General features: G+C 58.8%; 11 protein-coding genes and 1 tRNA gene. 11 read left to right on the top strand and 1 reads right to left on the bottom strand.

The window, feature by feature from the left end; genetic code table 11:
- Positions 1–37: 37 nt before the first annotated feature.
- Positions 38–112 (bottom strand) — tRNA-Arg (locus tag E6C55_RS28715).
- Between the two features lie 237 nt (positions 113–349).
- On the opposite strand from E6C55_RS28715, the gene E6C55_RS28710 reads away from it, so the two are divergent.
- From E6C55_RS28710 to E6C55_RS28655, 11 genes are all read left to right on the top strand, one after another.
- Positions 350–1,372, top strand: a complete 1,023-nt coding sequence (locus E6C55_RS28710) for a sugar-binding transcriptional regulator (protein ID WP_136373274.1) — start codon at positions 350–352, stop codon at positions 1,370–1,372.
- A gap of 101 nt (positions 1,373–1,473) precedes the next feature.
- Positions 1,474–2,481, top strand: a complete 1,008-nt coding sequence (gene gap / locus E6C55_RS28705) for a type I glyceraldehyde-3-phosphate dehydrogenase (RefSeq protein WP_136373273.1) — start codon at positions 1,474–1,476, stop codon at positions 2,479–2,481.
- A 139-nt stretch (positions 2,482–2,620) separates the two neighbouring features.
- Positions 2,621–3,802 (top strand): phosphoglycerate kinase, encoded by a 1,182-nt coding sequence (locus E6C55_RS28700; protein ID WP_136373272.1) that lies wholly within the window; start codon positions 2,621–2,623, stop codon positions 3,800–3,802.
- Between the two features lie 10 nt (positions 3,803–3,812).
- Complete coding sequence (tpiA, locus tag E6C55_RS28695) at positions 3,813–4,568, top strand: triose-phosphate isomerase (RefSeq protein ID WP_136373271.1); 756 nt, start codon at positions 3,813–3,815, stop codon at positions 4,566–4,568.
- Position 4,569: 1 nt separating this feature from the next.
- Positions 4,570–6,108: a 2,3-bisphosphoglycerate-independent phosphoglycerate mutase gene (gene gpmI / locus E6C55_RS28690; protein ID WP_136373270.1), complete on the top strand. Its 1,539-nt coding sequence runs from the start codon at positions 4,570–4,572 to the stop codon at positions 6,106–6,108.
- A 98-nt stretch (positions 6,109–6,206) separates the two neighbouring features.
- Positions 6,207–7,499, top strand: coding sequence for a phosphopyruvate hydratase (gene eno, locus E6C55_RS28685; RefSeq protein WP_136373269.1), 1,293 nt, complete (start codon positions 6,207–6,209; stop codon positions 7,497–7,499).
- Between the two features lie 210 nt (positions 7,500–7,709).
- Positions 7,710–9,554 carry a sensor histidine kinase gene (locus E6C55_RS28680; RefSeq protein ID WP_136373268.1) on the top strand — a complete coding sequence of 615 codons (1,845 nt, stop codon included), beginning with the start codon at positions 7,710–7,712 and terminating at the stop codon, positions 9,552–9,554.
- 6 nt (positions 9,555–9,560) lie between these two features.
- The gene (locus E6C55_RS28675) at positions 9,561–11,309 is read left to right on the top strand and encodes a response regulator transcription factor (protein WP_136373267.1); all 1,749 of its coding nucleotides are present in this window, start codon (positions 9,561–9,563) and stop codon (positions 11,307–11,309) included.
- 731 nt (positions 11,310–12,040) lie between these two features.
- Complete coding sequence (locus E6C55_RS28665; protein WP_136373265.1) at positions 12,041–13,522, top strand: ABC transporter substrate-binding protein; 1,482 nt, start codon at positions 12,041–12,043, stop codon at positions 13,520–13,522.
- A gap of 124 nt (positions 13,523–13,646) precedes the next feature.
- Positions 13,647–14,579: an ABC transporter permease gene (locus tag E6C55_RS28660; RefSeq protein WP_136373264.1), complete on the top strand. Its 933-nt coding sequence runs from the start codon at positions 13,647–13,649 to the stop codon at positions 14,577–14,579.
- Positions 14,580–14,610: 31 nt separating this feature from the next.
- The gene (locus E6C55_RS28655) at positions 14,611–15,534 is read left to right on the top strand and encodes a carbohydrate ABC transporter permease (protein WP_136373263.1); all 924 of its coding nucleotides are present in this window, start codon (positions 14,611–14,613) and stop codon (positions 15,532–15,534) included.
- Positions 15,535–15,624: the final 90 nt, after the last annotated feature.

Here is a 15,624-nt window from a genome sequence, read left to right as displayed (position 1 = left end):
CAACCGCGATAACGGCTGCTTCGTCATGTGTGTGGTATGGCGCGCCCGTAGGGAATCGAACCCCAATCTCAGGCTCCGGAGGCCTGCGTCATATCCGTTGGACCACGGGCGCATGTTGTCTTCGTAAAGTTAGGAGACAGCAAAAGTTATTATAGTCGATGAATCGGAATAAAGCAAGGGAAATCGGCGAGGCAAAAAAGTCGATTGTTTGAAAACTCTATTGCGCGAATCAGGAAGTTCCATTAAAATAAGGTTGTGGGACTTAAAATGAAGTAGCGGGACATTAAACGTCCAGCCCTGCATCCCGCAGCTTGCCGATTCGTTGTCGGCAATAGGGGGAAGCCAGTCGATGAGCAAGATCTTGCACGTACAGAAGAAGCTTGTCCCGGACTTGCTTCAGGTCATGAAGAAGCGGTACGACATTCTTCATCGAATTCTCGTCTCCGGAACGGTGGGACGCCGCTCGCTTGCCGCAAGCCTGGACCTGACCGAACGAACTCTGCGCGCCGAGATCGACCTGCTTCGCGAGCAAGGCTTGCTTGAAGCCGGAACCGCCGGCATGACTCTCAGCGAGAGCGGAAGACGCTTGCTCGAGGAGATGGAACCGCTCGTGAAGGAGCTGTTCGGTCTGGCGGAGCTGGAGGAAGCCGTTCGCGCGAAGTTCGGCCTGCGCCAAGTCATTGTCGTGGCCGGAGATTCGGACGTCTCGGACGAGGCGAAGCGGGAGCTCGGCAGAGCCGGCGGACGGATGCTTGGCCAAGCCCTTGCCCCGGGAGATATCGTCGCCGTCATGGGCGGCACGACGATGGCGAACATGGCTTCTCATTTTAAGGTTGCTTCTTTACTTGAAGACAATTGGTTCGTTCCGGCAAGAGGCGGGCTCGGAGAGAGCGTCGATTACCAGGCGAACACGATCGCCGCGCAGCTTGCGAAGAAGACGGGAGCGCGCTCCCGAATGCTTCACGTGCCGGACCATCTGAGCGAGGAAGCGTATCAGACGATCATGATGGAGCCGAACGTTCGGGAAGTGGTGGATATGATCCGCCGGGCGAACATCGTCGTCCATGGAATCGGAGATGCCTCCACCATGGCGCGAAGGCGGAAGCTGGACGAGGACACGATCGGGACGCTGCTTCAAGACGGAGCGCTCGCCGAAGCGTTCGGCTATTACTTCAACCGCTCGGGCCGGGTGATGCATCGCACGGCGAATGCCGGGCTTCACCTGGAGGACATCGAAGCCGCCAGGACGGTTATCGGACTCGCCGGGGGCAGAAGCAAGGGCGAAGCGATTGCCGCAGTGCTGCGGTTCGGGCACGACGACATTCTCGTCACGGACGAGGCGGCCGCCGAAGAAGCGTTAAAGCACGGATGAGCGATCGAGAGGAACTTTTCACCAACCAGTGTGGTCTAGGCGCATTATAGCGCCTTCTATAGATCAAAATAAAACAAAGTTTTCCAAGGAGGAACCATTCAATGAGTGTTAAAATCGGTATTAATGGCTTCGGACGTATCGGACGTAACGTATTCCGCGCTTCCTTGAATAACCCGAATGTAGAAGTAGTTGCTATCAACGACCTGACGGACGTAAGCACGCTTGCTCATTTGCTCAAATATGACACCACCCACGGCCGCCTGAAGGCGACTGTAGAAGTAGGCGAAGGCGCGCTGATCGTGAACGGCAAGACGATCAAGGTATTCGCTGAGCGCGATCCCGGCAACCTGCCTTGGTCTTCCGTAGGCGCTGAGATCGTTGTCGAATCCACGGGTATCTTCACGGCTAAGGAGAAGGCTGAGCTTCACCTGAAGGGCGGCGCGAAGAAGGTTATCATCTCCGCTCCGGCTACGAACGAAGACATCACGATCGTTCTGGGCGTCAACGAAGACAAGTACGACGCTGCTTCCCACACGATCATCTCCAACGCTTCCTGCACGACGAACTGCCTCGCGCCGTTCACGAAAGTGCTTAACGATCAATTCGGCATCGTCAAGGGCATGATGACGACGATCCACTCCTATACGAACGACCAGCAAGTGCTTGACCTGCCGCACAAGGATCTGCGCCGCGCTCGCGCCGCTGCCGAGAACATCATCCCGTCCTCCACGGGCGCTGCCAAGGCAATCGGCCTCGTTCTGCCTGAGCTGAAGGGCAAGCTGAACGGCATGTCGTTCCGCGTACCGACGAAGAACGTATCCGTCACCGACCTCGTTGCGGAGCTGAAGGTCAACGTAACGGTCGAAGAAGTCAACGCGGCTCTGAAGGCTGCTGCCGACGGTCCTCTGAAGGGCATCCTGAACTACTCCGACGAGCCGCTCGTATCGAGCGACTACAACACGGACCCGGCTTCCTCCACGATCGATGCGCTGTCGACGATGGTTATCGAAGGCAACCTGCTGAAGGTCGTCTCCTGGTACGACAACGAGTGGGGCTACTCCAACCGCGTCGTCGACCTCGCTGCATTCATCGCAAGCAAGGGCCTGTAAGATTCGCCCCAACTTATAACCGATAACGCGTAAAGAGGAGACGACCGTTCTGACGACCGTTCTCCTCTTTACCGCCGTTTATAAAGATTCGAGCCCTAAGATCCGAACCATAGTCCGAACCATAGGAGGAGAGCTTACCATGAACAAGAAGAGCATTCGCGATATCGACGTGAAGGGCAAGAAAGTGTTCGTGCGCGTGGACTTCAACGTTCCGCTCGAGAACGGTGCCATTACGGACGACACCCGCATCCGGGAGACGTTGCCGACGATCAAGTTCCTGCTCGAGAACGGCGCGAAGGTCATCCTGGCGAGCCACCTGGGCCGTCCGAAGGGCCAATTCGTAGAGGAGCTGCGCCTGACTCCGGCTGCCGCCCGCCTGTCCGAGCTGCTCGGCAAGCCGGTAGCGAAGGCCGACGAAGCGATCGGCGCCGCCGCAGAAGCGAAGGTTGCCGCCCTGAACGAGGGCGACGTGCTGCTGCTCGAGAACGTTCGCTTCTACGAAGGCGAAGAGAAGAACGATCCGGAGCTGGCGAAGGCGTTCGCTTCCCTGGCCGACATCTTCGTTAACGACGCGTTCGGCGCCGCTCACCGCGCCCACGCTTCCACCGAAGGCATCGCGCACTTCCTGCCTGCCGTATCGGGTCTCCTGATGGAGAAGGAGCTCGACGTTCTTGGCAAGGCGCTGAACAATCCGGAGCGTCCGTTCACGGCGATCGTCGGCGGCTCGAAGGTCAAGGACAAGATCGACGTCATCAACAAGATGATCGAGATTGCCGACAACGTCCTCATCGGCGGCGGCCTGTCCTACACGTTCCTCAAGGCTCAAGGCAACGAGATCGGTCTGTCGCTGTGCGACGACTCCAAGCTCGACCTGACGCTTGAATTCATCGAGAAGGCGAAGAAGCTCGGCAAGAACTTCTACCTGCCGGTCGACATCGTCGTATCGGAAGACTTCAAGGCGGCCGTCAACTCCGAGATCGTCGGCACCGACGGCATTCCGGCAACGAAGGAAGGCGTCGACATCGGACCGAAGACCCGCGAGATCTACGCCGAAGTCATCAAGAACTCCAAGCTGATCCTCTGGAACGGACCGATGGGCGTCTTCGAAGTCGACGACTTCGCACACGGCACCCGGGCGGTTGCGCAAGCTTGCGCAGAGACGGACGGCTACACGGTAATCGGCGGCGGCGACTCCGCTGCAGCGGTTGAGAAGTTCCACCTGGCCGACAAGATGAACCATATCTCCACAGGCGGCGGCGCGTCCCTGGAATTCATGGAAGGCAAGGCTCTTCCAGGCGTCGTTGCACTGAACGATAAGTGAGGGTGAACCGATGAGCAGAACACCGATTATCGCAGGCAATTGGAAAATGTTCAAAACCGTTCCGGAGGCCGTCGCGTTCGTGGCGGATGTGAAGGGCAAGGCGGAGGTTGCGGGCGTCGAGAGCGTTATCTGCGCTCCGTACATCGCGCTGCCGGCGCTCGTCTCCGCAGTGAAGGGCACGTCGATCAAGATCGGCGCGCAGAACCTTCACTTCGAAGACAACGGCGCGTTCACCGGCGAGATCAGCGGCGTCATGCTGAAGGATCTCGGCGTCGACTACGTCATCGTCGGCCACTCGGAGCGTCGCCAATACTTCAATGAGACGGACGAGACTGTCAACAAGAAGCTGCATGCCGCGTTCAAGCACGGCCTGACTCCGATTCTGTGCGTCGGCGAGAAGCTCGAAGAGCGCGAAGCCGGCAAGACGGACGAAGTGAACCGCGTGCAGACGGAAGCGGCTCTCGCCGGCCTGACGGCCGAGCAAGTCGCCGAGACCGTCATCGCTTACGAGCCGATCTGGGCGATCGGCACCGGCAAGTCTTCGACGGCGACCGACGCCAACGAAGCGATCGCTTATATCCGCAGCGTAGTCGGCGGCCTGTACGGCGCGGAAGTCGCAGCGAAGGTTCGCATTCAGTACGGCGGCAGCGTGAAGCCGAACAATGTGGCCGAGTACCTGGGCCAATCCGATATCGACGGCGCGCTCGTCGGGGGCGCAAGTCTGGAGCCCGCTTCTTACATCGCGCTCGTCGAGGGGGCGAAGTAAGATGGCCGCTCCTAAACCGGTAGCTCTTATTATTCTCGACGGCTTCGGGCTTCGCGAAGAGACGCACGGCAACGCCGTCGCCCAAGCGAACAAGCCGGTGTTCGATCGCCTGTGGGCGACGTACCCGCACACGAAGCTGACGGCGCAAGGCGAAGCGGTCGGTCTTCCGGAAGGACAGATGGGCAACTCCGAGGTCGGTCACCTGAACATCGGAGCGGGCCGCATCGTGTACCAGGACTTGACCCGCATCACGAAGTCGATCCGCGACGGCGACTTCTTCGATAACGAGACGCTGCTTGGCGCGGTTCGCCATGCCAAGCGGAACGGCAAGAAGCTCCACCTGTACGGCCTTCTGTCCGATGGCGGCGTGCACAGCCACATCGCCCACTTGTTCGCGCTGCTCGAGCTCGCGAAGAAGGAAGAGCTGTCCGAGGTGTTCATCCACGCGTTCCTGGACGGGCGCGACGTTGCTCCGGACAGCGCGGTCGGGTACCTGACGCAGCTTCAAGCGAAGATCGAAGAGGTCGGCGTCGGCCGCATCGCGACGGTTCAAGGCCGCTACTACGCGATGGACCGCGACAAGCGCTGGGAGCGGGTCGAGAAGTCCTACCGCGCGATGGTGTACGGCGAAGGCCCTGCCTATGTCGACCCGATCCTGGCGGTGAAGGAATCGTACGAGAAGTCGGTCATGGACGAGTTCGTTATGCCGACGGTCATCGTCGGCGCGGACGGCAAGCCGGTTGGCCTGGTCGAGTCGGAGGACGCGGTCGTGTTCTTCAACTTCCGCCCCGACCGCGCGATCCAGCTCTCGAACGTGTTCACGAACGAAGACTTCCGCGGCTTCGACCGCGGCGACAAGCTCCCGAAGAACTTGTACTTCGTCTGCCTGACGCTGTTCGCCGAATCGGTCGGAGGCTTCGTCGCCTACAAGCCGAAGGAGCTGGACAACACGTTCGGCGAGGTTCTCGTGCAGCAAGGCAAGACCCAGCTTCGCATCGCGGAGACGGAGAAGTACCCGCACGTGACGTTCTTCTTCAGCGGCGGACGCGACATTCAGCTCCCGGGCGAGACTCGCGTGCTGATCAATTCGCCCAAGGTCGCCACGTATGACCTGCAGCCGGAGATGAGCGCATACGAGGTAGCGGCTGCGGCGGTCAAGGAGATCGAGTCGGAAAAGCACGACGCGATCATCCTGAACTTCGCCAACCCGGACATGGTCGGCCACTCCGGCATGCTGGAGCCGACGATCAAGGCGGTTGAAGCGACCGACGAGTGCCTCGGCAAGGTTGTCGACGCGATTCTCGCCAAGGGCGGCGTCGCCGTCATCATCGCCGACCACGGCAACGCCGACATGGTCATCGACGACCAGGGCCGTCCGTTCACGGCGCATACGACGAACCCGGTTCCGTGCATTGTTACCAAGGCAGGCTTCGAGCTGCACAACGGCGGCGTTCTCGCCGACGTGGCGCCGACGCTGCTGAAGCTCATGGAGCTGCCGCAACCGAAGGAAATGACCGGCAAGGCGCTTATTAAGGAATAAGCACGCGGCTTCCGGGGCAGACGCAGCACAAGTTGCGAAGGCGCCCCCGGATGTCGATAATAGAGAAGGAAAAATATTTGACAAGGAGTGTTTTCTTCATGACGATCATTGCTGACGTATATGCACGCGAAGTGCTCGACTCCCGCGGCAATCCTACCGTTGAAGTCGAAGTTACCCTGGAATCCGGCGGCTTCGGCAGCGCCATCGTTCCATCCGGCGCGTCCACCGGCGCATACGAAGCGGTTGAGCTTCGCGACGGCGACAAGAACCGTTACCTGGGCAAGGGTGTAGAGAAGGCTGTCGAGAACGTGAACTCCATCATCGCTCCCGAGCTGATCGGCTACGACGCTCTGGATCAAGTCGCCATCGACCGCAAGATGATCGAGCTGGACGGCACGCCGAACAAGGCGAAGCTGGGCGCCAACGCGATTCTGGCCGTCTCCATCGCTGTCGCTCGCGCGGCTGCGGACGCTCTGAACATCCCGCTGTCCGTCTACCTGGGCGGCTTCAACGCGAAGACGCTGCCGGTTCCGATGATGAACATCGTCAACGGCGGCGCACATGCCGACAACAACGTCGACGTGCAAGAGTTCATGGTTCTGCCGGTCGGCGCTCCTTCCTTCAAGGAAGCTCTGCGCACGGGCGCGGAGATCTTCCACTCCCTGAAGTCCGTTCTGAAGGCCAAGGGCCTGAACACGGCCGTGGGCGACGAAGGCGGCTTCGCTCCTAACTTCGGCTCCAACGAAGAAGCGCTGTCCACGATCATCGAAGCAATCGAGAAGGCAGGCTACAAGCCGGGCGTCGATGTGTTCCTGGGCATGGACGTCGCTTCCACCGAGTTCTTCAAGGACGGCAAGTACCACCTCGAAGGCGAAGGCAAGTCCTTCACGCCTGCCGAGTTCGTTGATCTGCTCGCAAGCTGGGTCGACAAGTACCCGCTGATCACGATCGAAGACGGCTGCTCCGAAGACGACTGGGAAGGCTGGAAGCTGCTGACCGAGAAGCTGGGCGGCAAGATCCAACTCGTCGGCGACGATCTGTTCGTCACGAACACCGAGCGTCTGTCCCAAGGCATCGAGAAGGGCATCGGCAACTCGATCCTCGTTAAGGTTAACCAGATCGGTTCCTTGACCGAGACGTTCGACGCGATCGAGATGGCGAAGCGCGCCGGCTACACGGCCGTTATCTCCCACCGTTCCGGCGAATCCGAAGACAGCACGATCGCCGACATCGCGGTTGCGACGAACGCAGGCCAGATCAAGACGGGCGCTCCTTCCCGTACGGACCGCGTTGCGAAGTACAACCAACTCCTTCGTCTGGAAGACCGCCTGGGCGTTACGGCAATCTATGCCGGCAAGTCCGCGTTCTACAACCTGAAGGACTTCAAGTAAGAGCGAATCGAGCACATCCCCAAGAATTGCCGAGCGGATCGGCGTTCTTGGGGATTTTTTTTGATTGCGCGGCGGCTCGGCGAATGGGTGTGAGAAACCATACCATCCATTCCGCCTCCGCCCTCAAGATGCTGGCGACTGTTCCCTGTCCCGTTCGTGCTATAATAAGCGGAAAAGAGAACGGACGAGGACAGCGAGGGATACCGTGCAATGAGGCTGCGAAGGATTTACCGCAATTACATCCAGAACAACTTGTTCGTCAAAGTGATCTTCGTCTTCGCGGTCATCGTTATCCTGACGGTTATCGGGTTCTCGTACTTCCTGTTTGGCTACATCTCCGCTTCGATCGTCCGCAACGATCTGAGCAACCAGCGGGAGGCCATGGACCGCGTCAACCTGTATCTGGAGCAGAAGTACGAATGGGTGCAGTCCGTCGTCCAGATCAGCTATCGCGACAACCTTCTGTCCGACAACGTCTCGTATCTTCTGAAGCACTCTTATCAAGAGTACATTCAATATCGGCTTGGCGAAGGTTATTCCCCCGGCAGCGGCAACTCGACCAACGCGATCTCGTACTTCGGCGACAAGTTCGAGGCGGATGCCGATATTCGCAACATTATCGTGTACAGCTCGGACAAGCAGACGCTGTATGCGTACAAGTCGGTCGGTTCGCCGAAGATCTACCAGACGAACACGTCCCGCTCTTATATTCCGGATATGATGTCGCTGGACGGGGCGAATGCATCGACGCCGAACGTCTGGGTGCGCAAGCTGATCAACCAGTGGGATACGAGGCTGTACTCGATGCGGGTGCGAATCAATGACAAGGATACGCTTAAGAACATCGGACAGTTGATCGTTTACTTCGATTCCGAGATGGTTCGCCAGGCACTGACGAGCAGCGCGGGGGCGGCGAAGGGCAGCATTCTCGTGCTGACGGCGGACAACCAGGTCATGTTCGATTCCTCCGGCCGCTACTACGGGCATCCTTACCCGTATGCGGACAGACTCGGCGTTTACGAGGATACGGCCAAGCTGGAGGAGCCGTCGTATGTCTCCATTCTTCAATCCGCAACGTCGGGGTACCGGATTGTCGGGATTGCACCGAAGAGCGAGATGGCGAAGTCGTATGAACGGCTGAAGAACACGATCATTCTGATTGCCGCGGTGTGCATTCTGATCGCGGTTATCATTCCGTCGCTTCTGATCGTGAGCATCTCCAGGAGAACGAACAAGATCGTGCGGTTCATGAAGAAGGTCGAGGGCGGCGATCTGAATGCGCGCCTTCAGGATTCCCGAGAGGACGAGCTTGGACAGATCTCCCGCAGCTTCAACGAGATGGTGGAGGAGCTGAACCGGATGATCGACCGCGAATACAAGTCGGAGCTCCGGCTGCGGCAGTCCGAGTTTGCGGCGCTTCAGGCTCGGGTTAACCCGCATTTTCTATACAATACGTTGGAAGCCATTCGGATGCGTGCGCTGTCCCAGGGGGCGGACGATGTCGGCGAGATGATCTACAGCCTGGCCGCGTTGTTCCGCGGTTCGATCCGCCCAAGCGCGGAGGCGAAGCTGAACGAGGAGCTGGAGATGTGCCGGCTCTACCTGGAGCTCTTCCGCATCCGATATAAGGATAAGCTGGCGTTCGAGATCGAATGCCCGCCGGAGCTGCTCGCCGTTCGCATCCCGAAGCTGATGTTGCAGCCGCTCGTCGAGAACTACATCGTTCACGGGATGGAATCGCAGCGGCGCGACAATCGAATCGCGATCCGGGCGGAAGCGGCGAACGGGCTCATTCGCGTAAAGGTATGGAACAACGGGAAGCCGATCGATCCGGAACGGCTGAAGAGAATCCGCGCGGAGCTCGACTATCCGGAGACCGAGAGCAGTTCGTTCGGGCTGCGCAGCGTACACGAGCGGCTGAAGCTTGCTTACGGGGCCGGGTACGGCCTGTCGCTGGAGAGCGATCCCGAGGAAGGAACGACGGTGACGGTTGAATTCCCCGACCCGAATCGCGTGGTGGAAGAGAGACGGAAAGAAGACGGAGAGGAGGGATAGCGCGCTATGTTCAACCTGTTTCTCGTCGACGACGAGCCATTTATTATCGAAGGGATGATGGACCTGATCGATTGGCCGGCTTACGGGCTGGAGCTGGTCGGGAGCGCGGAGAACGGCCGGGACGCGCTGGAGCGCATTCGGCAGACGCCGGTCGACATCCTGATTACGGACATCTCCATGCCGCTCATGAACGGGCTGGACCTGATCCGCCGCGCGCGGGAGTTCCGCCCGGAGCTGAAGGCGATTGTGCTCAGCGGGTTCAACGAATTCGATTACTTGAAGGAAGGAATGCAGCTCGGCATTGAGAATTATCTGCTGAAGCCGATCAACGTGAAGGAGCTGCAGGACACGCTGCGCAATACGACCGACAAGCTGCTGAGCTCCCGGACCGATGCCCGGCTGCAGCGGCATAACGTGCAGATCATGCGTGACAATACTCTCTATCGCTGGATGAACGGCGCCATCTCCAAGTCGGAGCTGGCGGAGCGGGCCGAACTGCTCGGCTTGTCGCTGGAGGCTCCCTACGGCTTCGTCGCGCTGCTGCGGCGGGGGCCTGCGGAGCAGCCGGAAGCTCAAGGAACGCCGGATGCGGGAGGCGTGCGAGAGTTTCAGGGAACGTCGGATGCAGAAGGAATGCGAGAGGTTCAGGGAACGCTGGATGCGGAAGGGGTGCCGGAGGCGCTCGCGGAGCAAGAAGCGCAAGAGGCGCTTCTCGACCGGATATCCGCCGCCTTCGAGGGCTCGCGGTCGGTCATGCCGTTCCGCGACCTCGATGGGGACATCGTTGTGCTGGCGGAGCTGCGAGCTAAGGAGGCGGATCGCACGGAGCTGGCGCGCGAGCTGAAGCGGCTTGCCGCGCCCGGCCTCAGCGGCGCGGCCTCCGTTGCGGAAGGAGCGGAAGAGGCAGGAGAGGCCCGCAAGCCCTTCCCCACACCGGCAACTGCCGACGGTGCAGGAGAATCGCCCGTCCGCTTGTCGCTCGGCTCCGTGCACCCGCTGCTCGCCTCGATCTCCGAGAGCTACCGCGAAGCGAAGAAGGCGCAGGAGTTCTTCATGATCGATCCGGAGCGGGATTGGGTCGATTACGAGGACACCGTGCCGCTTAAGAAGGCGGAGCTGGGGGAATTCCCGATCGAGTGGGAGACGTACGCGAAGCTGCTCGTGGCCAGGGACAAGGAGAAGCTGGCAGAGTTGATCGCTGCCGACTTCGAGCGGATTCGACAGTTCGAGGGTATGACGCCCGCCCTGCTGCAGGAAGTGGCGCTCGAGCTGATCGTCCGCTTCAAGATGGAGCTGAAGGCGATCAAGCATACGGACGAGCCGGAGCTGTTCGAGGGCGGCATCGGGCAGGCCAATTCGGCGACCCACTATGCGGAGCTGTCCGACGCCGTGCGGCAGGTGGCCGAACGCTGTGCGGACTCGCTGGCGCTGGATGCGCGCAGCCCCGTCGTGCGGCAGGTGCTGCACGAGATCGAGCAGCACTACGCGGCCGAATTGTCCTTGAAGGCGCTCGGGGCAAGGTTCCACATCCACCCGGTCTACCTCGGCCAGTTGTTCCAGAAGGAAGTGGGCGAGAGCTTCACGGAGCACATCAACAAGTACCGGATCGAACAGGCGAAGAAGCTGCTCAAGACGACGCCGCTCAAGGTGCATGATATCGCCAGACAGGTCGGCTACTGGGAGACCGGCTACTTCTACAAGCAGTTCAAGAAGTTCGTCGGCGTCTCGCCTAGCGAATTCAAAGGCCTTCATTGAAGGCGGGCAAGTGCGAAGAAGGCGGGCAAGTGCAAAATATAATCGAGAGCGGGCGATCAAGCACGGAATAGCGGGATGGGCCTCCGATAAAGTCGGTGAAGTCGCCCGTCCCGCTGATCTCGCCGCGATCCCGCCACTTACCGGGAATTTATGTGAAATTTCACATTCGTGCAGCGCGATAACGGGCAGGTTGGGCGATTATATGTGAAAAATAGCATAAATGGAGGAATTTCCGGACCGAGTTGCCGCATGTATGCTAAAAACCACATAAAACGCCTCGATTCCCGCAAATTCAGGCCGACGAATGTGAAAAACCACATAAAATCGCAAAAGCTCCACATCTTAAAACCAAACCACCAAACCACAAACCAAATTAAACCACGAAACCGTAAACCGCAAACCGCAAACCGCAAACGACAAACGACAAACCGCAAACGACAAACCGCAAATAACAAATCACGAAACCACAAACCGCAAACGGAACCGGCCCCACCACCGGAACAGAGGTGCGCATAGCGCCGAGTTCCAAGCGCGCGAGAAGCACGAGGAGCCGTCAGGGTGATTTTCCCTGACGGCTCTTCTCATTTGATCTTTAATTTGAACAGCAGTTCTTAAGTTTGTCGTCTATTTGAAACGGTTTTCATGTTTTAAAGTTAGGACATGTTAAGGGAAAGCAACTTCAGTGAGAGCAGCTTCAAGCGAGAGCAACTTCGAGGAGGGCACAGACAAAGATGAGCAAGTTCAAGAAAAGGGCAGGGCTGGCACTGGCGGCAACGACGGCATTCTCGATCATTCTGAGCGGGTGCGGCAGCAACAACGGCAACGAGGCATCCAGCGGTTCGGGAAGCGGCTCCGAGAAGCCGGTTGAATTGATCTGGTACACGATCGGCACTCCGCAGAAGGACGTCGACACGGTGATGGCGGAGGTCAGCAAGTATACGCAAGAGAAGATCAACGCCACGATCAAGATGAAGATGATCGATTGGGGCGACTATACGCAGAAGATGCAGGTTCTGGTCGCTTCGGGCGAACCGATGGACATCCTGTTCACCTCCGCCGGCGGCTTCGATTATGTGCAGAACGTCCGCAAGGGCGCGTTCCTCGAGCTCGACGACCTGCTGGCGAAGTACGGCCAAGGCATCGTCGACACGATCGATCCGGGCTTCCTCAGCGGCTCCAAGGTCGACGGCCACAACTACGGCATCCCGGCCAACAAGGAGCTTCCGCAGCTTGAAGTGTGGCGCTTCAACCAGAACCTCGTGGACAAGTACCAGCTTGACACGTCCGGCGTGAAGACGCTGGAGAGCCTTGAGCCTCTGCTCGCGGCGATCAAGGAGAAGGAGCCGGAAGTGACTCCGTTCGCGATGGACAAGAACTATGTTCCGTACGTTCCTTACGATTACCTCGTGACGAACATGCCGATGGCCGTCAAGCTCGACGGATCGGAGCTGAAGGTCGTCAACATCCTCGAGACGGACGAGATGAAGGCCGCCCTCGACACGATGCACAAGTACTACATGGCGGGTTATGTCGCTCCGGAAGCGGCAACGACGGGCTCGACGAGCGACCTGACGACGTCCGGCAAGTGGTTCCTGGACCGCGCGCAAACCCAGCCGCTGGCGGAGAACCTCTGGTCCGCTTCCTACGGCTACCCGGTCACCACGACGCCGGCAAGCGACGCGATCATCACGAACACGTCGGTTCAAGGCTCGGTCATGGCGATCTCGGCCAACTCCGAGCATCCGGAGAAGGCGATGGAGTTCCTGAACCTGCTGAACACCGACGCGAAGCTTCGCAACATGATCGACTCCGGCATCGAGGGCACTCACTACGAGATGATCGACGCCACGCACATGAAGAACCTCGACGCTTCGCAGAACTACAACATGCCGTCCTACTCGCTGGGCAACAACATGCTGCTGTACCTGAACGAAGGCGATCCGGACGACAAGTGGGAGCAGTTCAAGAAGTTCAACGCAGAAGGCGTCGCTTCTCCGATCCTGGGCTTCAACTTCGACAGCACTAAGGTAGCGACCGAGATGACGGCCGTTCAGAACGTGAAGGAGCAATTCTGGTCCTCGCTGATGACAGGCACCGTCGATCCGGCCACGTACCTGCCGAAGGCGATCGAAGAGTTCAAGAAGGCCGGCCTGGACAAGGTCATCGCCGAAGCGCAAAGCCAACTGGACGCTTGGGCAGCCGAGAACAAGTAAGACGCTCTTAGACACAGACAGCAGATCGGGCGGGCCTAGTGCGCCCGATCTTTTTTGCTTACGCACATCATTACTCGAACTTTATTACTCGAACTTCATGACTTCATGGGAGGGATACGACACGATGGCAGGCTCATTCTTCCGCCGCTTCAACCGCAACAAGGTGCTGCTGCTCATGGTGCTTCCGGGCGCCGTCTGGTTCCTGTGCTTCTCTTATCTTCCGCTGGTCGGCACAATCGCGGCGTTCAAGGAATACCGCTTCAGCCGCCACGGCTTCTGGTACAGCCTGATCCACAGCAAGAACGTAGGCTGGGACAACTTCAAATTCCTGTTCAACACCGATGCCGCCTTAACGATCACCCGCAACACTCTGCTGTACAACATCGCGTTTATTGTCCTCGGCCTTGTTTGCTCCGTTGCCCTGGCCATTCTGCTCTCCGAATTGGCGAACAAGAAGCTCGCCAAGCTGTATCAGACGGGCATGTTCCTGCCGTACTTCCTCTCTTGGGTCATCGTCGGCTACTTCGCGTTCAGCTTCCTGAGCATGGACCGCGGGCTGCTGAATCACATACTGGGCTACTTCGGGGTCGATTCGATGCAATGGTATTCGGATCCGACCTATTGGCCGTATATTCTGATCTTCGTCTATCTCTGGAAGTCGATCGGCTACAGCAGCGTTGTCTACCTGGCGTCCATCCTGGGCATCGACAAGTCGCTGTACGAGGCGGCGATGATCGACGGAGCGAGCAAGCTGCAGCAGGTGCGCAACATCACGCTCCCTCTCCTCAAGCCTATTATCATCATTATGACGCTGCTGGCGGTCGGCAAAATTTTCTACGCGGACTTCGGTCTCTTCTATCAGGTTCCTCGGGACTCCGGTACGCTGTACTCGGTGACGAACGTCATCGACACGTACGTCTACCGCGGCCTCAAGACGACGGGCGAGATCGGCATGAGCACTGCGGCCGGCCTGTACCAATCGGTCGTCGGCTTCGTTCTCGTCATGGTGTCCAATTACGTCGTGCGCAAGCTCGACAAGGACAGCGCGCTGTTCTAATTCCCCGAGTCCCAGAAAGGAGGACCCCACGTTGTCCACTGCAACTGCAACCAAGAGCAAACGCGACTTCCACCAGATCACGCGAGGCTGGAATGTCGTCTTCAACGTTATTGCCGCCCTCTTCTCGCTTCTCTGCGTGTTCCCGTTCCTCTTCGTCACGATCATCTCGTTCACCGACGAGAAGGTGCTGGCCTCGAACGGCTATCGCATCTGGCCCGAGAAGTGGAGCTTCGGGGCTTACGAGTATATCTTCAAGACCGGCGACACGCTGCTTCGCTCCTATGGGGTGACCATTCTGGTCACGGTCGTCGGCACGATCGTCAGCCTGCTGATGATTGCGCTGTACGCGTATGCCGTCTCCCGCAAGAGCTTCGCTTATCGCCGCTTCTTCTCGCTGTTCGCCGTGTTCACGATGCTGTTCAACGGCGGGATGATCCCGACATACATCGTCGTGACCCAGCTTCTTCACCTGAAGGACAGCGTCTGGTCGCTTATACTGCCGCTGGCGATGAACGCCTTCTATATCATGATTCTGCGCACGTTCTACATCACCGGCGTTCCCGACGCGATTATCGAATCGGGCAAGATCGACGGCGCCGGCGAGTTCAAGATCTTTATCCGCCTTGTGCTGCCGCTGTCGCTTCCGGGTCTGGCGACGATCGGCCTGTTCAGCACGCTGGGCTACTGGAACGACTGGTTTAACGCTCTGCTCTACATTGACGACCCGAACAAGGTTCCGCTTCAATCCATGCTCATGCGGATCGAATCGAGCATGCAGTTCATTCAGCAGAATTCGCTTAACAGTGCGGTAAGCCTCGAGGCTCTGTCTTCGATGCCGCAGGATACGGCGCGCATGGCGATGGTCGTGCTGGCGACGCTTCCGATCATCTTCGCTTATCCGTTCTTCCAGCGTTACTTCGTGCAAGGCTTGACCGTCGGTTCGGTCAAGGAATAAGCGGCGTCCCGGGCGCGAGCCCGGGGGATTGAAGAACAAGGAAGAACAAGGAAGAACAAGGAAGGATGAGTGAGAGTGGAGTACAGAGAC

The sequence above is a fragment of the Cohnella fermenti genome (assembly GCF_004801405.1).
GTDB lineage: Bacteria > Bacillota > Bacilli > Paenibacillales > Paenibacillaceae > Cohnella > Cohnella fermenti.
The sequence above is the reverse complement of the archived record's forward strand: the minus strand, read 5'-3'. Positions and strand labels throughout refer to the sequence as shown.